A 17,453-nucleotide genomic window follows, 5' to 3' on the forward strand; every position below is an offset into this window, starting at 1 on the left:
ACTCCACGCAGACACGCGAGACGCGAGAAGAGATTCACACCATGGCGAACTTCACCGCCGCGGACGTCAAGAAGCTCCGTGAGCTCACCGGCGCCGGCATGATGGACTGCAAGAAGGCCCTGGACGAGGCCGAGGGCAACGTCGAGAAGGCCGTCGAGCTCCTGCGCATCAAGGGCCAGAAGGGCGTTGCCAAGCGCGAGGGCCGTGACGCCTCCAACGGCGCCGTCGCCGCGCTGATCGCCGAGGACAAGAAGTCCGGCGTTCTGGTCGAGCTGAACTGCGAGACCGACTTCGTCGCCAAGGGTGACAACTTCGTCAACGTCGCCGACGCGATCGCCGCCCACGTCGCCAAGACCGCCCCGGCCGACCTGGACGCCGCTCTGGCCTCCGAGATCGAGGCCGGCAAGACCGTCCAGCAGTTCGTGGACGAGGCCAACGCGACCCTGGGCGAGAAGATCGTCTTCCGTCGCTTCGCCCAGTTCGACGGTGACGGCTTCGTCGCGGTCTACCTGCACAAGACCAGCCCCGACCTGCCGCCGGCCGTCGGCGTCCTGGTCGAGCTGGACAAGGAGAACGCCGAGGTCGCGAAGGACGTCGCGCAGCACATCGCCGCCTTCGCGCCGAAGTACCTGTCCCGCGAGGAGATCCCGGCCGAGGAGCTCGAGAACGAGCGCCGCGTCGCCGAGGCTACCGCCCGCGAGGAGGGCAAGCCGGAGGCCGCCCTGCCGAAGATCGTCGAGGGTCGCGTCACCGGCTTCGTGAAGGAGAACTCCGTCCTGGAGCAGGCCTTCGCGAAGGACAACAAGAAGACCGTCGCCAAGGTCCTCGAGGAGAACGGCGTCGCCCTCAAGCGCTTCGCCCGCTTCCGCGTCGGCGCCTGAGCCACGTTCCACCTGGTCCCCGGCCCCTTTACGCTGGGAACCGCCCCCGCCCGCTGACCCGGGCGGGAGGAACGCCGAACGGGCTCACCCCGCGCCCACCGTCAACGGGCGGGCTCGCGTCGGCACCATGAACGACGAGGAGGCCATTGCCGTGCAGGACACCGAACCGGTTCCCGCGGCAGTGGCCTCCTCTCGTGTACACGCAGGCGGGGCATCCGCACACCCGCGCCTGTGACCAGTAGGTGCAAAAAGGAGAAGTCCATGCAGGAGACGCAGGAGACCGCGCAGGACCCCAAGGCCGGCTCGCGCCGCCGGGTGCTGCTCAAGCTGTCCGGTGAAGCCTTCGCCGGTGGCGGCGGGCTCGGCGTCGACCCGGACGTCGTGCACGCGATCGCCCGGGAGATCGCCACGGTCGTCCGCGCCGGTACCGAGGTCGCGGTGGTCATCGGCGGCGGCAACTTCTTCCGGGGCGCCGAGCTCCAGGTCCGCGGCATGGACCGCGCCCGTTCCGACTACATGGGCATGCTCGGCACCGTCATGAACTGCCTGGCGCTCCAGGACTTCCTGGTCAAGGAGGGCATCGAGACCCGGGTCCAGACCGCCATCACCATGGGCCAGGTCGCCGAGCCGTACCTGCCGCTGCGGGCCGTCCGGCACCTGGAGAAGGGCCGCGTGGTGATCTTCGGCGCCGGTATGGGCATGCCGTACTTCTCCACCGACACCACGGCCGTCCAGCGCGCCCTGGAGATCCACGCGGACGTCCTGCTGATGGGCAAGAACGGCGTGGACGGCGTCTACGACTCCGACCCGCGGACCAACCCCGACGCGGTCAAGTTCGACGCGCTGGAGTACTCCGAGGTCATCGCGCGCGACCTCAAGGTGGCCGACCTCACCGCGATCACGCTGTGCAAGGACAACAACCTTCCGATGCTGGTCTTCGAACTGCTGGCGGAGGGCAATATCGCGCGCGCGGTGAAGAGTGAGAAGATCGGCACACTCATCAGCCAGGATTCTGTCCGGGCCTGAGCAGTAACCAGCCGTACGGAACGGGCGGGCGCCGCGACCGGCGACCGCCCGACACCGGTCGGAACGACAGCAGATGAACCGGACAGGGAGACCACAGTGATCGAAGAGACCCTCCTCGAGGCCGAGGAGAAGATGGAGAAGGCCGTCGGCGTCGCCAAGGACGACCTCGCCGCGATCCGCACCGGCCGCGCGCACCCGGCGATGTTCGCCAAGATCGTCGCCGAGTACTACGGCACCGTGACGCCGATCAACCAGCTGGCCTCGTTCTCGGTGCCGGAGCCGCGGATGGCGGTCGTCTCGCCGTTCGACAAGACCGCGCTGAAGGCCATCGAGCAGGCGATCCGCGACTCCGACCTGGGCGTCAACCCGTCCAACGACGGCTCGATCATCCGCGTGGTGCTGCCCGAGCTGACCGAGGAGCGCCGCCGGGAGTTCATCAAGATCGCCCGCACCAAGGGCGAGGACGCCAAGGTCTCGATCCGTTCGGTGCGCCGCAAGGCCAAGGACGCCATCGACAAGCTGGTGAAGGACGGCGAGGTCGGCGAGGACGACGGCCGCCGCGCCGAGAAGGAGCTCGACGACACCACGGCCAAGTACGTGGCCCAGGTCGACGAGCTGCTGAAGCACAAGGAAGCCGAGCTGCTCGAGGTCTGATGAACGACGCCCCTGACGCCCCCGGCTACTGGGGCCCGTCCGACCAGCAGTTCCAGCCCCACCCTCCGGCGCCGCACCAGCAGGCCGCCCGTACCCCGGCCCATCCGGCGCCGGGGTACGGCCCGCAGGCGGCGCCGTCCCAGGGACACCCCGGCCACCCGGGCGGCCACGCCGTGCCCCCGGGCGCGCCGGGTTTCGCCCAGGGGGCGCCGGGCCACCGTTCGGATCAGTCGCAGCAGCCTCCGGTGTACTGGGGCGGCGACGCGGAGGAGACTCAGGTCATGCCTCCCGTACCGGCCGAGCCCGGCCCGCCGCCCGGCATGCCCGACCCCGGTCGCCCGGCCGGCCACGGCCGGCCCGCGGCCCACGGTCCGTCCGCGACCCATGGCCGGCCCGCGACCCATGGCCGGCCCGCGACCCATGGCCGGCCCGCGGCCCACGGCCGGCCCGCCACCGGCGGACCGGCCGACCCCGCCGAGGGGCAGGCCGCGGAGTCCGGCCGGCTGAGCGGTCCGCTGTTCCGGGACGAGCGGCCCGAGCCGGCGCCGCCGGGTGTGACGGAGACGGTCGTGCTGCGCGCGATATCCGACGACGCCGCCCCTGCCCCCGGCCACGGCATCCCGCCGCACCCGGGGGCACCGGTGCGTCCCGCGCCGCCGGCGAACCACCTGGCGGCCGGGCAGCCCCACTTCGTGCCGTCGTCCCATCCAGGGCAGGAGACACCCGTGGCCGCGCAGCCCGCCCCGCAGCCGCAGCCGCGCAAGCAGCGCGGCGGCCGTAACCTCCAGGCAGCCATAGGCGTCGGCGTCGGCCTCGGCGCGGTGATCATCGCCTCGCTGTTCGTGGTGAAGGCGCTGTTCCTGGTCGTCGTGATGGCCGCGGTCGCGGTCGGCGTCTGGGAGCTGACCAGCCGGCTCTCCGAGCGCAAGCAGATCAAGGCGCCGCTGGTGCCGCTGGTCGTGGGCGGCCTCGCGATGGTCGCCACCGGCTACTGGGCCGGCGTCCAGTGGGCCGCCGCCTCGCTCGCGCTGACGGGGCTGGCGGTGATGGTCTGGCGGATGGCCGAGCCGCCGGAGGACTACCTGCGGGACATAACCGCGGGCGTCTTCACGGCGTTCTACGTGCCGTTCCTGGCGACCTTCGTGGCGATGATGCTGGCGGCCGACGACGGCCCCCAGCGGATCGTGCTCTTCCTGATCGTGACGATCTGCAGCGACACCGGCGCCTACGCGGTGGGCTACAAGTTCGGGAAGACCAAGCTGGCCCCGACGATCAGCCCCGGCAAGACCCGCGAGGGCCTGGCCGGCGGAATCGCCCTGTCGATGCTCGCGGGCGCGCTGCTGATGCAGCTGATCATCGACGACGGCAGCTGGTGGCAGGGCCTGATCCTGGGCGGCTGCGCGGCGGTCACCGCGACCCTGGGCGACCTGGGCGAGTCGATGATCAAGCGCGACCTCGGGATCAAGGACATGGGCACGCTGCTGCCCGGCCACGGCGGCATCATGGACCGGCTGGACTCGCTGCTGCCGACCGCCCCGGTGGTCTGGCTGCTGTTGGCCGCGTTCGTCGGCAGCTGACCCGCGCGGGCGGAAAGACGCACGTGGGAGGGCCCCGGACGCCTGGCGTCCGGGGCCCTCGCGCGTCTGCGACACTTGAGGAACCATGCCTAAGCCCGGAGAACTCACGTTTGTCGCGCCGCGCGGCGCCAAGCCCCCGCGACACCTCGCCGACCTGAGCCCCGCCGAGCGCAAGGAGGCCGTCGCCGAGCTGGGCGAGCAGCCGTTCCGCGCCAAGCAGCTCTCCAACCACTACTTCGGCCGGATGTCGAACGACCCGGCGAGCTGGACGGACATCCCCGCCGCCAGCCGGGAGAAGCTCACCGAGAGCCTGCTGCCCGAGCTGATGTCGGTGGTCCGGCACGTCTCCTGCGACGACGACGCCACCCGCAAGACGCTCTGGAAGCTCTTCGACGGCACGCTCGTGGAGTCCGTGCTGATGCGCTACCCGGACCGGGTCACCATGTGCATCAGCTCGCAGGCCGGCTGCGGCATGAACTGCCCGTTCTGCGCGACCGGCCAGGCCGGGCTGACCCGCAACCTGTCCACCGCCGAGATCGTCGAGCAGATCGCCGCCGGGATGCGCTCGCTCAAGGCGGGGGAGTTCGGCGCGCGGGCCTCCCAGGACGAGGGCGGCCCGGGCGGCGAGGCGCGGCTGTCCAACGTGGTCTTCATGGGCATGGGCGAGCCGCTGGCCAACTACAACCGGGTGCTGGCCGCGATCCGCCGGCTGACCGACCCGGCGCCGGACGGCTTCGGCCTGTCGCAGCGGGGCATCACGGTCTCCACCGTCGGCCTCGTCCCGGCGATGAACCGGTTCGCGGACGAGGGCCTCAGCTGCCGCCTGGCGCTGTCGCTGCACGCCCCGGACGACGAGCTGCGCGACGAGCTGGTGCCGGTGAACACCCGGTGGAAGGTCGCCGAGGTGCTGGACGCGGCGTGGAACTACGCGGAGAAGTCCGGTCGCCGGGTCTCCATCGAGTACGCGCTGATCAAGGACATCAACGACCAGGCCTGGCGGGCCGACCTGCTCGGCCGACTGATCAAGAACCACCGGGTGCACGTCAACCTGATCCCGTTGAACCCGACGCCCGGTTCCAAGTGGACGGCCTCCCGGCCCGAGGACGAGCGCGAGTTCGTCCGCCGGCTCCAGTCGCATGGCGTGCCGACGACCGTCCGCGACACCCGCGGCCAGGAGATCGACGGCGCCTGCGGCCAGCTCGCCGCGGCGGGCTGAGCCGCACCGGGGAATACCGCTACCGGAGTCCGGCGGCCGCCAGCGCGGCGGTCGCCCCGCCGGTCAGCAGCAGCGTGCTGCCCACCGCGAGGGTGCGCAGCGCGACCGCGCCGAACAGCAGCCGGGGCGAGGTGCCGAGGCGCAGCAGCGCGTCGGTGACCTCCCGGCGGTCGGTGCGGACCTCGGCGAGCCGGGTGACCACCGCGGCGGCCGCGCAGCCGAGCACCAGGCAGGCCTCGACGGCGGGCAGCGCGTCGGCGCTGTCGGGCGTGCCGATCCAGTAGCGGATGGTGGTGAGCACCAGCGCGACGGCGAGGGTGAGCACGGCCAGCGGCGTGCCGAGCCGGCGGGCCTGGGCGGTGAGCCCGCGCCCGGCCAGAAGACGCAGCGGGGTGGGCCGCCCGACGGCGAGCAGCTTCCCGGCCCAGGCCAGCAGCGGGCCGGTGAGCAGGGCGAGGCCGAGCGCGCTGGCGGCCCAGCCGCCGAGGGCGGCGGTGCTGGTGGAACCGAGCCCGGCCGGCAGGTGGATCGGGCGGCCGTCGACGGCGGCGCCGGGCCGCAGGGCGATGAGTTCGAGCGCGGCGCCGATCACGCCCAGCCCGATCCCCAGGGCGATCCGCCAGACGCCGAAGCCGGTCGGAGCCTGGGGGCGGCCGCCGGGCAGGGTGTCGGTGACGGGCACCGCGCAGGCGGCGGCGGTGCCGGCGGTGAGCGGGACCAGGGCGAGCAGGGCGACCGGGGCGGCGGTCGGCAGCGGCACGCCCATGCCGAGGTCGGGGGCGAGCGAGGGCCCGGCGACGTCGTTGCGCAGCACCAGGAAGGCCAGGAGGGCGAGCACGCTGCCGAGGGTGCAGGCGAGCGCGACCTCGCCGGCGATCAGCGTCCGGATCCGGCGGGAGCCGGCCCCGGCGGCGGTGAGGCCGGCGATCCGCTCGGGCCGCCGGGCGGGCACCGCGCGGGCGGCGACGGCCGCGAACCAGGCGACGGCGGCGAGCGGGGGCAGGCACCAGAGCAGCCGGACCAGTGGGTCGGCGCCGCCGGTCGGGTCGCTCATCGCCCGGCCGAGGGAGCGCAGCAGGAAGGCGGCGACCACGGTGGCGGCCAGTGCGGTGAGCAGCCAGCGGCCGAGGTCGGGCACCCGGTAGCCCCGGGCCAGACGGAGATAGAACACGTCGACTCTTTCAGCGGCTCGGCGTCGTCGGTGGCCCGGCGTCGTCAGCGGCGGGTGGCCGTGACGGCGGGCGCCGCGGCGGCCCCGGGGGCGGCGGTGCCGCGGGGGACGGGGGCGGCGGGGGCGGTGAGCCGTCCGTCGACGAGGGCGACGGCGCGGTCCGCGAACCGGACGAGCTCGGGGTCGTGGGTGGCCAGGACGAGGGTGAGCTGGTGCGACCGGGCCGCGCTGGTCAGTATCCGCATGACCTGGTCGGCGGCCTCGCGGTGCAGCGGGGCGGTGGGGTCGTCGGCGAAGACGACGGGCGGCAGCGGGGCCAGCGCGCGGGCGACGGCGACCCGCTGGCGGCGGCTCTGGACCAGTCGCTCGGGGCGCAGGCGCGCGCAGTCGCCGACGTCGAGGCGTTCCAGCCACTCGTCGGCGGCGGTGTAGGCGGCCTTGTGGCCGGCCCCGGCGAGCAGCAGCGGCAGGGCGACGTTCTCCCGGGCGGTCAGTTCGGGCACCAGGTGCGGCTCGGAGCCGACGAAGCCGAAGCGGTCGCGGCGCAGCCGTTCGCGGCCGGCCCGGGCGAGGGTGTGCACGGGGGCGCTGTTGAACCAGACCTCCCCCTCGTCGACCGGGAGCTGCGCGGAGAGGCAGCCGAGCAGGGTGCTCTTGCCGGAGCCGCGCGGGCCGGTGACGGCGAGCACCTCGCCCTCGCGGACGCCGATCGAGATGCCGCGCAGGGCGGGGGTGCCGTCGTGGGACTTGACGATCCCTCGGGCCCACAGCACGTCGTTGTCAGGCGGTGCCGCTGACATGAGGATCCATCCTGGGGGCCGCAGGGATATGACAGTCGTCAGATTAGAACGACGGGGGCTGGTCGCGGTGGCGCCGCACTGGTCCATCACGGGCATATCACCCGCATTCAGGCATGTTTGGTCGTACGACTGTGATGTTGCGGGGCGGGGTGCGGTGGTCCGGGAACGCCGAAGGGCGGCCCCGCGGGGAGCGGGGCCGCCCTTCGGCGGAGGGTGGGGAAGAAGGCTCAGGGGATCAGATCTTCGCCCACGCGTCGGTGAGGCTGGTCCGCAGGATCTGCTCGATCTCGTCGAAGGTCGACTGGTCGGAGATCAGCGGCGGGGCCAGCTGGACGACCGGGTCGCCACGGTCGTCGGCGCGGCAGTACAGGCCGTTGTCGAAGAGCGCCTTCGACAGGAAGCCGTAGAGCACGCGCTCCACCTCGTCGTCGTTGAACGACTCCTTGGTGACCTTGTCCTTCACCAGCTCGATGCCGTAGAAGTACCCGTTGCCGCGGACGTCGCCGACGATCGGCAGGTCGCGCAGCTTGTTCAGGGTGCCCAGGAAGGCGGCCTCGTTGTCGAGGACGTGCTGGTTCAGGCCCTCGCGCTCGAAGATGTCGAGGTTGGCCAGCGCCACCGCGGAGGAGACCGGGTGGCCGCCGAAGGTGTAGCCGTGCAGGAAGGTGTTGTCACCCTTGTAGAACGGCTCGGCGAGGCGGTCCGAGATGATCGTGGCGCCGATCGGGGAGTAGCCCGAGGTCATGCCCTTGGCGCAGGTGATCATGTCGGGCTGGTAGCCGAACTTGTCGGCGCCGAACATGGTGCCGAGGCGGCCGAAGGCGCAGATGACCTCGTCCGAGACCAGCAGCACGTCGTGGCGGTCGCAGATCTCGCGCAGGCGCTGGAAGTACCCGGGCGGCGGCGGGAAGCAGCCGCCGGCGTTCTGCACCGGCTCGACGAAGACGGCGGCGACGGTCTCGGCGCCCTCGTTGAGGATGGCCACCTCGATCTCGTCGGCGCACCAGCGGCCGTAGGCCTCGGGGTCGACGGTGCCGTCCGGGCCCTCCAGGAAGGCGGGGGCGCGGTAGATGTTGGTGTTCGGGGCCTTGTGGGTGCCCGGCACCAGCGGCTCGAACGGGGCCTTCAGGCCCGGCAGGCCGGTGATGGACAGCGCGCCCTGCGGGGTGCCGTGGTAGGCGACGGCGCGCGAGATGACCTTGTACTTGGTCGGCTTGCCGGTCAGCTTGAAGTACTGCTTGGCGAGCTTCCAGGCGGTCTCGACGGCCTCGCCGCCGCCGGTGGAGAAGAAGACCTTGTTCAGGTCGCCCGGGGCGTAGTGGGCCAGGCGCTCGGCCAGCTCGACGGCCTTCGGGTGGGCGTAGCTCCACACCGGGAAGAAGGCGAGCTCCTTGGCCTGCTTGGCGGCGGCCTCGGCGAGCTCCTCGCGGCCGTGACCGGCCTGCACGACGAACAGGCCGGCCAGGCCGTCGAGGTACTTGCGGCCCTTGTCGTCCCAGACGTAGGTGCCCTCGCCCCTGACGATGGTCGGCACGGGGGAGTTCTCGTACGACGACATGCGGGTGAAGTGCATCCACAGGTGGTCGTAGGCGGTCTTGGAAAGGTCCTTCTGCGCCGGGTCGGCTGTCATCGGGTGCCCCAGGTGTAGGTCTGTTTCCGGAGCTTCAGGTAAACGAAGCTCTCGGTGCTCCGCACGCCGGGAAGGGCGCGGATGCGCTTGTTGATCAGTTCGAGCAGGTGCTCGTCGTCCTCGCAGACCAGTTCGGCCAGGAGGTCGAACGAGCCTGCGGTGCAGACCACGTAGTCGACCTCGTCGAGGGCGGCCAACGCGTCGGCGACGGGCTCGATGTCACCCTCGACCCGGATGCCGACCATCGCCTGGCGGGTGAAGCCGACGGTGAGCGGGTCCGTGACGGCGACGATCTGCATCACGCCCTGGTCGAGCAGCTTCTGGACGCGCTGCCGGACGGCCGCCTCGGACAGGCCGACGGCCTTGCCGATGGCGGCGTACGGGCGGCGCCCGTCCTCCTGGAGTTGCTCGATGATCGCCTTGGAGGCGGCATCGAGGGGAACGCTGGCGTTCCGGTCGCGGTTGGCCACGCGGCCACTGTGCCTGATCGTTCCCGTGTTCGCAAGCGTGGAAACTGCTGATTTCGTCGTGATCTTGGAAAACGTATGCGGATTTCATCGCTGAACCGCACTCGGCCTGTCGATACCGGCAGTAGTGCAGCTACCCTGGGCACCGTACGCGCGCGCCCCCGAGGGGGCGGCGCACGTACCGCCACCAGTGGACCGCGCCGCTCCGGGCACGGCCACTCGGGACCCTTCGTACGCCGGATCCGCCGACGTACCATGGCGCCGGAATCTGCAACGCCGCAGGCCCAGACCGAGGAGAGATCCGTGAGCGACCTTCGCACGCTGCGCAACTACGTCAACGGTGAGTTCGTCGACGCGGCCGACGGCCGCACGCTCGACATCGTGGACCCGACCACCGGCGAGGTGTACGCGACGTCGCCGCTGTCCGGTGCCGCGGACGTGGACGCCGCCATGGCCTCCGCCGCGGCCGCGTTCCCGATCTGGCGCGACGCCACCCCGAGCACCCGGCAGAAGCTGCTGCTCAAGATCGCCGACGCGGTCGAGGCCCGTGCCGACGAGATCGTCGACACCGAGGTCCGCAACACCGGCAAGCCCCGCGCGCTGACCCTCTCCGAGGAGATCGGCCCGATGGTGGACCAGATCCGGTTCTTCGCCGGTGCCGCCCGCCTGCTGGAGGGCAAGGCCGCCGGTGAGTACATGGACGGGATGACCTCGATCATCCGCCGCGAGCCGGTCGGCGTCTGCGCCCAGGTCGCGCCGTGGAACTACCCGATGATGATGGCCGTCTGGAAGTTCGCCCCGGCCATCGCCGCGGGCAACACCGTCGTGCTGAAGCCGTCCGACACCACCCCGGCCTCCACCGTGCTGCTGGCCGAGATCATCGGCGGTGTGCTCAAGGAGCTGGAGCTGCCGGCCGGCGTCTTCAACGTCATCTGCGGCGACCGCGAGACCGGCAAGCTGATGGTCGAGCACCGGACCCCGGCGATGGCCTCCATCACCGGATCGGTGCGCGCCGGCATCTCGGTCGCCGAGTCCGCCTCCAAGGACGTCAAGCGCGTGCACCTGGAGCTGGGCGGCAAGGCCCCGGTCGTGGTCTTCGAGGACGCCGACATCGCCGAGGCCGTCGAGGGCATCTCGATGGCGGGCTACTTCAACGCCGGCCAGGACTGCACCGCCGCCACCCGCGTGCTGGTGCACGAGTCGATCCACGATGCCTTCGTCGAGGCGCTGGCCAAGGCCGCGGCCGAGACCAAGACCGGCGGCGTGGACGACGAGGACGTGCTGTACGGCCCGCTGAACAACGCCAACCAGCTGCAGCAGGTCTCCGGCTTCATCGAGCGGCTGCCCGCCCACGCCAAGGTCGAGGCCGGTGGCCACCGGGTCGGCGACAAGGGCTACTTCTACGCCCCGACCGTCGTCTCCGGCCTGAACCAGGACGACGAGATCATCCAGAACGAGGTCTTCGGCCCGGTCATCACCGTGCAGAAGTTCACCGACGAGGACCAGGCCGTCGAGTACGCCAACGGCGTCGAGTACGCGCTGGCCTCCTCGGTGTGGACCAAGGACCACGCCCGCGCCATGCGGATGTCGCGCCGCCTGGACTTCGGCTGCGTCTGGATCAACACCCACATCCCGCTGGTCGCCGAGATGCCGCACGGCGGCTTCAAGAAGTCGGGCTACGGCAAGGACCTGTCGTCGTACGGCTTCGAGGACTACACCCGCGTGAAGCACGTCATGACCGCGATCTGAGCGGGTCGTGACCGTCGGCGCCGTATGACCGCGATCTGATCATCGGCTGAAGTGACCACGGGCCCGGGTCTTCTCGACCCGGGCCCGTGCGTCTTTTGCACCCTGTCGGCGGTTCACGCGCCCGGCTGACACGATGGCACTCCCCTTCGGGGACCGGCCGCCCTAGCCTTACCGGCATGAGCATCCCCACCGCTGACTCAGCCGCCGGCCAGGCCGTCAAGGCCGCCGACCGCGCGCACGTCTTCCACTCGTGGTCCGCCCAGGCGCTGATCGACCCCCTCGCGGTGGCCGGCGCCGAGGGCTCGTACTTCTGGGACTACGACGGCAACCGCTACCTCGACTTCTCCTCGCAGCTGGTCAACACCAACATCGGCCACCAGCACCCGAAGGTGGTCGCCGCGATCCAGGAGCAGGCGGCGAAGCTCTGCACCATCGCCCCCGGCTTCGCGGTCGAGTCGCGCAGCGAGGCCGCCCGGCTGATCGCCGAGCGGACCCCCGGTGACCTGGACAAGATCTTCTTCACCAACGGCGGCGCCGAGGCCAACGAGAACGCCATCCGGCTGGCCCGGCTGCACACCGGCCGGCAGAAGGTCCTCTCCACCTACCGCTCGTACCACGGCGCCACCGCCAACGCGATCGCCCTCACCGGCGACCCGCGGCGCTGGGCCAACGAGACCGGCGTCTCCGGCGTGGTGCACTTCTGGGGGCCGTACCCCTACCGCTCCAACTTCCACGCCGAGAACGAGGCGCAGGAGTGCGAGCGCGCGCTGGAGCACCTGGAGCAGGTGATCGCGTTCGAGGGGCCGGGCACCGTCGCGGCGGTCATCCTGGAGACCGTGGTCGGCACCGCCGGCGTCCTGGTTCCGCCGGCGGGCTACCTGGCCGGGGTGCGGGAGATCTGCGACCGCTACGGGATCGTGTTCATCCTGGACGAGGTGATGGCCGGCTTCGGCCGCACCGGCGAGTGGTTCGCCGCCGACCACTGGGGCGTCACCCCGGACCTGCTGACCTTCGCCAAGGGCGTCAACTCGGGCTACGTGCCGCTCGGCGGCGTGGCGATCAGCGCCGAGATCGCGGCCACCTTCGCCGAGCGGCCGTTCCCCGGCGGGCTCACCTACTCCGGCCACCCGCTGGCCTGCGCCTCCGCGGTGGCGACCATCAACACCATGGCGGAGGAGGGCATCGTCGAGAACGCCAAGCACATCGGCGAGACCGTGCTCGGCCCCGGCCTGCGCGAGCTGGCCGAGCGGCACCCGTCGATCGGCGAGGTCCGCGGCCTCGGCGTGTTCTGGGCGCTCGACCTGGTGCGGAACCGGGAGACCCGCGAGCCGCTGGTGCCGTACAACGCGGCCGGCGCCGACAACGCCCCGATGGCCGAGCTGGCCGCCGCCTGCAAGCAGCGCGGGCTCTGGCCGTTCGTCAACATGAACCGCTTCCACGCCGTCCCGCCGTGCACCGTCACCGAGGAGGAGGCCAAGGCCGGCCTCGCGGTGCTGGACGAGGTGCTGTCGCTCACCGACGCCCACACTGTCTGACGTACCTACCAGGACGGCCCCGGACACCCGCGTGTGCCCGGGGCCGTGCCACGCTCCGGAAGGCCCGCCATGCCCAGCCGCACCACCCTGACCCGCTCGTCCAACCCGGTCGCCGTGCGCCGACGTTCCGTGCTCGGCGGGGCCGCGCTGCTCGGCGCCGGCACGCTGACCGGCTGCGGCATCCCGTCCGCGTACGTGGCCGAGGAACGCCGCTCGGCGCCGGACCGCTCGGAGAGCGACAAGCGGCTCGTCTTCTCCAACTGGACGCAGTACATCGACACCGACGACGAGGGCGGCCGCCCGACCCTGGACGCCTTCAGCGAGAGGACCGGGATCGAGGTCGCCTACACCGAGGACATCAACGACAACGACGAGTTCTTCGGCAAGATCAGCCCGGTGCTCACCCAGGGCGCCGCCCCCGGCCGGGACCTGATGGTGGTCAGCGACTGGATGGCCGGGCGGTACGTCTCGCTGGGCTGGGTGCAGGCCATGGACCGGGACAACCTGCCCAACGTCACGGCCAACCTGGACCCGCAGCTCGCCGACCCGGCCTTCGACCCCGGGCGCAGGCGCAGCGTGCCGTGGCAGTCCGGGATCACCGGCATCGCCTACAACCGCAAGGCGCTCGGCCGGGAGATCAGGTCCACCGCGGACCTGTGGGCGCCCGACCTCAAGGGCCGGGTCACGCTGTTCGCCGGGCTGGACGAGGCGCTCGGGCTGCTGATGCTGTCCCAGGGCGCGGACATCGCGAAGTTCGGCGGCGACGACGCGCGCCGGGCGATGGACCTGGTGCAGAAGATGGTCGACAGCGGCCACGTCCGGCGCTTCACCGGCAACGACTACACCAGCGACCTCGCCTCCGGTGCGGCGCTCGCCTGCCAGGCCTACTCCGGCGACGCGGTCCAGCTCACCGCCGAGAACCCCGACATCGAGTTCGTGGTGCCGGAGGAGGGCGGCGAACTGTGGGCGGAGAGCCTGATGATCCCCAACCGGGCCGCCCACAAGCGCAATGCCGAGCTGCTGGTCGACCACTACTACCGGCCCGAGGTGGCCGCCGAACTCGCCGCGTTCGTCCAGTACATCTGTCCGGTGCCGGCCGCCCGCGAGGTGCTGGCGGCCAGCGGCGACCGGGAGAAGGCCGAACTCGCCGAGAACCCGCTGGTCTTCCCGACCGAGGAGATGCGCGCCCGGCTGCACACCATGCGCGACGTCACCTCGGCCGAGCGGCCCGAGCTGCACAAGGTCTGGGGCCGCATCACCGGGGTGTGAGGGGCACGGGCGGTGTGCGGGGTGCGGCGGTGTGGGGCGTACGGGGTGGGACGCGCGGCGCTCAGCGCCGGACGGCGTCCAGGGCGAGCAGCGCCACGTGCAGGGAGAGGCAGGACTCCACCTGGTCGAGGTCGACGCCGAGGATCCGTTCGACCTTGTGCAGCCGGTCGTAGAAGGACGGCCGGGACAGGTGCGCGGCGTCCGCCGCGGCCGACTTGTTCCGGCCCTGCTCCAGGTAGATCCGCAGCATCTGCACCAACTGGCCGTTGTGCTCGGCGTCGTGGGCCAGCAGCGGGCCCAACTCCCGTTCCACGTACGTCTGCAGCCGGGCGTCGTCGCGCAACAGGTGGAGCAGGCCGCGCAGTCGGACGTCCGGCAGGCGGTAGTAGGAGGAGCTGCGGCCGCCGGGCGCGTCGTGCAGGGCGGCGTCGGCGACCTGGGTGGCCTCCAGCAGGGTGCGCCGGGCGTCGCGCACCGAGCCGACCGAGGAGCCGACCGCGACCACCGGGCCCGCCGGGTCGCCGCTCTCCCGCCCGGGCTCGGCCGACATCCGGCGCAGCGCGGCCGAGAGCGCGTCCAGGGCGGCGTGCTCGTCCTGCTGGGTGCCGAGTGCGATCAGCAGGCCGACGGCCTCGTCGTCCAGCGCCCCGACCAGGGCGGACAGCCGGCAGGCCCGGACCGCGCCGGCGGCCAGCTCGGTGAAGTCGCGCAGCCGGGCCTGGGCCTCCAGCGCGGCGGGGATCGGTCCGCGCCGCTGCCGCAGCACCACGCCGACCAGCCGGCGGCCCTCCAGCGGAACGCCCAGGGCCTGGGCGCGCAGCGCCGCCTCGGAGACGGTCAGCGCGTGGGTGAGGATGCCGGACAGCAGGGTGCGGTGGGTCTGCCGCTCCAGGCTCTCCCGGTCGCGCACCACCAGCCGGTTGAGCGCCAGCGCGGAGGCGCCGCGCTCCAGCAGCATGGCGTGCGGGTGGGCCTCGCCCTCGGGCAGCGGGCCGGGCTCCTGCACCAGGACCAGCCGGCCCCAGTCCTGGCCGCGGGCGCCGACGGTGGTGACCAGCCAGCCGCTGCGCGGGTCGTGGCCGGTGCGCCCGGCCGGGCGCACCCCGCGCGAGCGGCGCTCCCAGTCCTCCAGCACCTCGGCCTCCGGGCGTCCGGCGGTGTCGTGGGCGAGCACCTGGTGGGCCAGGTTCTCCAGAACGACAGGGGCGCCGGCCATCCGGGCCACCTGGCGGATCACCTCGGGCGCCTCCGCGCCCTCCACCACCAGCTCGTTGAAGACCTGGTGGACCGACTCGGAGATCCGCAGCTGCTCCAGCTGGGCGTTGACCACCAGCGCGTGCACGGCCTCGGTGACGGCGACGAAGCGCAGCTCGCGGCGGAGCGCGATCAGCGGCAGTCCGCGCTGCTCGGCGGCGTGGACCAGGGCGCGGGGGAGCGAGTCGAAGTAGCGCCGCCCGAACTCGACGACCAGGCCGGCCACCCCGACCTCGTCCAGCTCGCGCACGTAGCGGGTCAGGCGCTCGCGGTCCTCCGGCAGCGCGATCCCGGTGGTCAGCACCAGCTCGCCGCCGCGGAGCATCCCGGCGACGTCGGGCAGTTCGCTGACGTGGACCCAGCGGACCGGCCGTTCCAGGTGGTCGGCGCCGGCCACCACCTGGGGCAGGCCGCGGCGCATCACGTCCAGGTCGAGGACTCGGGCGACGGTGGGGAGCATCGCGGGCCTCCGGAGCCGTGGGACCGGAGCGGGGGGGCTCCGGGTGATCAGGGTGTCAGGTAATCATCCATCGCCCCGACGACCTGTCGCCCTGCCCGCACCCTTGCACCCTGTAAGGCCCTTCGTGCCGAGACTGCCGGAGTGACCCTTGTCACCCCGACCCCGCAACGGGCAAGGTCAGCGGGACCGCAGACCCCCAACCGCGGACGCGTGACCCCGCAGCGGTCGAACCACGGCACTTGGAGGAACCAGATGGACCTGACCGACTTCGGCCCGGGCGCGCAGTACATCGCGGGCCGGCAGACCAGGGGGAGCGGTGACCCCTTCCAGGTCGTCAACCCCGCCGACGGCAGCGTCGTCGAGCAGGTCGCGCTGGCCACCACCGGGGACGTGGACACCGCCGTCGCCGCCGCGAAGGCCGCTCTGCCCGGCTGGTCCTCGGCCACCCCCGGCGCGCGCTCCGAGGCGCTCACCCGGCTGGCCGCCGTCCTGGCCGACGCGGCCGACGACCTGGCCCGGGTGGAGACGGCGCAGACCGGCAAGCCGGTCAAGCTGGCCACCGAGTTCGACGTGCCCGGCACCGTCGACAACGCCGCCTTCTTCGCCGGCGCCGCCCGCAACCTGGAGGGCAAGGCGGCCGGCGAGTACTCCGGCGACCACACCTCGTACGTGCGGCGCGAGGCGGTCGGCGTGGTCGGCTCGATCTCGCCGTGGAACTACCCGCTGCAGATGGCCGCCTGGAAGATCCTCCCGGCGATCGCCGCGGGCAACACCATCGTGCTCAAGCCGGCCGAGCTGACCCCGCTGACCTCGCTGATGTTCGCCCGCGCCTGCACCGCCGCGGGCATCCCGGACGGTGTGGTCAACGTGGTCACCGGCGCCGGACGCACCGCCGGCGAGCACCTGGTCGGGCACCCGGACGTCGCGATGGTCTCCTTCACCGGCTCCACCGGCGTCGGCAGGCGGGTCGCCGAGATCGCCACCGCGGGCGTCAAGCGCACCCACCTGGAGCTCGGCGGCAAGGCCCCGTTCGTGGTCTTCGACGACGCCGACCTGGACGCCGCCGTGCACGGCGCGGTCGCGGCCTCGCTGATCAACGGCGGCCAGGACTGCACCGCCGCCACCCGCGCCTACGTCCAGCGCCCGCTGTACGACGCCTTCGTGGCGGGGGTGGCCGAGCTGTACGCGGCGATCCGGATCGGCGACCCGCTGAACCCGCGCACCGACCTCGGCCCGCTGGTCTCGTACGCCCACCGGGACCGGGTGGCCGGCTTCGTGGAGCGCGCCCGCTCGTACGCCACCGTGGTCACCGGCGGCCGGGCCCCGGAGAAGGGCCACGACGGCACCGACCTCACCCGGGGCGCGTACTACCGGCCCACCCTGATCACCGGCGCGGCCCAGGACAGCGAGGTCGTGCAGGGCGAGATCTTCGGCCCGGTGCTGGTCGTGCTGCCGTTCGACGGCGACGACGAGGGCCTGCGGCTGGCCAACGACACCCCGTACGGCCTGGCCGCCTCCGCCTGGACCGGCAACGTGCACCGCGCGCTGCGCGCCACCCGGGAGATCGCGGCGGGCTGCGTCTGGGTCAACGACCACATCCCGATCATCAGCGAGATGCCGCACGGCGGCTACAAGGCGTCCGGCTACGGCAAGGACATGTCCCAGTACTCGCTGGACGAGTACACCCAGGTGAAGCACGTCATGTTCGACACCACCGCGGTGGCCCGCAAGGACTGGCACCGCACCGTCTTCGGAGACAGATAA

Annotated in this window: 14 protein-coding genes; 9 read left to right on the forward strand and 5 right to left on the reverse strand. The window is 72.3% G+C overall.

Features of this window, described 5'->3' with window-relative positions; translation table 11 throughout:
- The first annotated feature begins 41 nt into the window (after nt 1-41).
- From tsf to rlmN, 5 genes are all read left to right on the forward strand, one after another.
- Nucleotides 42-881 (forward strand): translation elongation factor Ts, encoded by an 840-nt coding sequence (gene tsf / locus ACZ7RU_RS06290; protein WP_470339729.1) that lies wholly within the window; start codon nt 42-44, stop codon nt 879-881.
- Between the two features lie 261 nt (nt 882-1,142).
- Entirely contained in the window at nt 1,143-1,907 is a 765-nt protein-coding gene (gene pyrH / locus ACZ7RU_RS06295; protein ID WP_030056790.1) for a UMP kinase, read from the forward strand.
- 96 nt (nt 1,908-2,003) lie between these two features.
- A complete protein-coding gene (frr, locus tag ACZ7RU_RS06300) occupies nt 2,004-2,561 on the forward strand; it encodes a ribosome recycling factor (protein ID WP_470339730.1) in 558 nt (185 codons plus the stop codon).
- Nucleotides 2,562-2,881: 320 nt separating this feature from the next.
- Nucleotides 2,882-4,138: a phosphatidate cytidylyltransferase gene (locus ACZ7RU_RS06305; protein ID WP_470339779.1), complete on the forward strand. Its 1,257-nt coding sequence runs from the start codon at nt 2,882-2,884 to the stop codon at nt 4,136-4,138.
- Between the two features lie 85 nt (nt 4,139-4,223).
- Nucleotides 4,224-5,354: a dual-specificity RNA methyltransferase RlmN gene (gene rlmN, locus ACZ7RU_RS06310; protein WP_470339731.1), complete on the forward strand. Its 1,131-nt coding sequence runs from the start codon at nt 4,224-4,226 to the stop codon at nt 5,352-5,354.
- Between the two features lie 19 nt (nt 5,355-5,373).
- Here the strand turns inward: rlmN and ACZ7RU_RS06315 are convergent, their stop codons facing one another.
- The 4 genes from ACZ7RU_RS06315 to ACZ7RU_RS06330 all read right to left on the reverse strand — a co-directional run bounded on the left by ACZ7RU_RS06315 (nt 5,374) and on the right by ACZ7RU_RS06330 (nt 9,425).
- Nucleotides 5,374-6,525, reverse strand: coding sequence for a hypothetical protein (locus ACZ7RU_RS06315; RefSeq protein ID WP_470339732.1), 1,152 nt, complete (start codon nt 6,523-6,525; stop codon nt 5,374-5,376).
- Nucleotides 6,526-6,569: 44 nt separating this feature from the next.
- Nucleotides 6,570-7,325: an ABC transporter ATP-binding protein gene (locus tag ACZ7RU_RS06320; RefSeq protein ID WP_470339733.1), complete on the reverse strand. Its 756-nt coding sequence runs from the start codon at nt 7,323-7,325 to the stop codon at nt 6,570-6,572.
- A 235-nt stretch (nt 7,326-7,560) separates the two neighbouring features.
- Nucleotides 7,561-8,955 (reverse strand): aspartate aminotransferase family protein, encoded by a 1,395-nt coding sequence (locus ACZ7RU_RS06325; protein WP_387759407.1) that lies wholly within the window; start codon nt 8,953-8,955, stop codon nt 7,561-7,563.
- On the reverse strand, nt 8,952-9,425 hold the full coding sequence (locus ACZ7RU_RS06330; protein ID WP_030243538.1) for an Lrp/AsnC family transcriptional regulator: 474 nt from the start codon (nt 9,423-9,425) through the stop codon (nt 8,952-8,954). The genes ACZ7RU_RS06325 and ACZ7RU_RS06330 overlap by 4 nt, the downstream gene beginning before the upstream one ends.
- A 252-nt stretch (nt 9,426-9,677) precedes the next feature.
- Between ACZ7RU_RS06330 and ACZ7RU_RS06335 the strand changes: the two genes are divergently transcribed.
- From ACZ7RU_RS06335 to ACZ7RU_RS06345, 3 genes are all read left to right on the forward strand, one after another.
- Nucleotides 9,678-11,171, forward strand: coding sequence for a gamma-aminobutyraldehyde dehydrogenase (locus ACZ7RU_RS06335; RefSeq protein ID WP_470339734.1), 1,494 nt, complete (start codon nt 9,678-9,680; stop codon nt 11,169-11,171).
- Between the two features lie 176 nt (nt 11,172-11,347).
- Nucleotides 11,348-12,706: an aminotransferase class III-fold pyridoxal phosphate-dependent enzyme gene (locus ACZ7RU_RS06340; protein ID WP_470339735.1), complete on the forward strand. Its 1,359-nt coding sequence runs from the start codon at nt 11,348-11,350 to the stop codon at nt 12,704-12,706.
- A 69-nt stretch (nt 12,707-12,775) separates the two neighbouring features.
- The gene (locus ACZ7RU_RS06345) at nt 12,776-13,975 is read left to right on the forward strand and encodes a polyamine ABC transporter substrate-binding protein (RefSeq protein ID WP_470339736.1); all 1,200 of its coding nucleotides are present in this window, start codon (nt 12,776-12,778) and stop codon (nt 13,973-13,975) included.
- 61 nt (nt 13,976-14,036) lie between these two features.
- Here the strand turns inward: ACZ7RU_RS06345 and ACZ7RU_RS06350 are convergent, their stop codons facing one another.
- Nucleotides 14,037-15,689 carry a PucR family transcriptional regulator gene (locus ACZ7RU_RS06350; protein ID WP_470339737.1) on the reverse strand — a complete coding sequence of 551 codons (1,653 nt, stop codon included), beginning with the start codon at nt 15,687-15,689 and terminating at the stop codon, nt 14,037-14,039.
- A gap of 252 nt (nt 15,690-15,941) precedes the next feature.
- On the opposite strand from ACZ7RU_RS06350, the gene ACZ7RU_RS06355 reads away from it, so the two are divergent.
- Nucleotides 15,942-17,453, forward strand: a complete 1,512-nt coding sequence (locus tag ACZ7RU_RS06355) for a gamma-aminobutyraldehyde dehydrogenase (RefSeq protein ID WP_470339738.1) — start codon at nt 15,942-15,944, stop codon at nt 17,451-17,453.

Source organism: Kitasatospora sp. NPDC114501, from assembly GCF_055633695.1.

What these genes read in the sequence shown, in the direction of transcription:
- ACZ7RU_RS06350 (WP_470339737.1), bottom strand. Translation starts at nt 15,689, where the DNA reads ATGCTCCCCACCGTCGCCCGAGTCCTCGACCTGGACGTGATGCGCCGC.
- ACZ7RU_RS06345 (WP_470339736.1), top strand. Translation starts at nt 12,776, where the DNA reads ATGCCCAGCCGCACCACCCTGACCCGCTCGTCCAACCCGGTCGCCGTG.
- ACZ7RU_RS06305 (WP_470339779.1), top strand. Translation starts at nt 2,882, where the DNA reads ATGCCCGACCCCGGTCGCCCGGCCGGCCACGGCCGGCCCGCGGCCCAC.
- pyrH (WP_030056790.1), top strand. Translation starts at nt 1,143, where the DNA reads ATGCAGGAGACGCAGGAGACCGCGCAGGACCCCAAGGCCGGCTCGCGC.
- rlmN (WP_470339731.1), top strand. Translation starts at nt 4,224, where the DNA reads ATGCCTAAGCCCGGAGAACTCACGTTTGTCGCGCCGCGCGGCGCCAAG.
- ACZ7RU_RS06335 (WP_470339734.1), top strand. Translation starts at nt 9,678, where the DNA reads ATGGCGCCGGAATCTGCAACGCCGCAGGCCCAGACCGAGGAGAGATCC.
- ACZ7RU_RS06325 (WP_387759407.1), bottom strand. Translation starts at nt 8,955, where the DNA reads ATGACAGCCGACCCGGCGCAGAAGGACCTTTCCAAGACCGCCTACGAC.
- ACZ7RU_RS06320 (WP_470339733.1), bottom strand. Translation starts at nt 7,325, where the DNA reads ATGTCAGCGGCACCGCCTGACAACGACGTGCTGTGGGCCCGAGGGATC.
- ACZ7RU_RS06355 (WP_470339738.1), top strand. Translation starts at nt 15,942, where the DNA reads ATGGACCTGACCGACTTCGGCCCGGGCGCGCAGTACATCGCGGGCCGG.
- tsf (WP_470339729.1), top strand. Translation starts at nt 42, where the DNA reads ATGGCGAACTTCACCGCCGCGGACGTCAAGAAGCTCCGTGAGCTCACC.
- ACZ7RU_RS06340 (WP_470339735.1), top strand. Translation starts at nt 11,348, where the DNA reads ATGAGCATCCCCACCGCTGACTCAGCCGCCGGCCAGGCCGTCAAGGCC.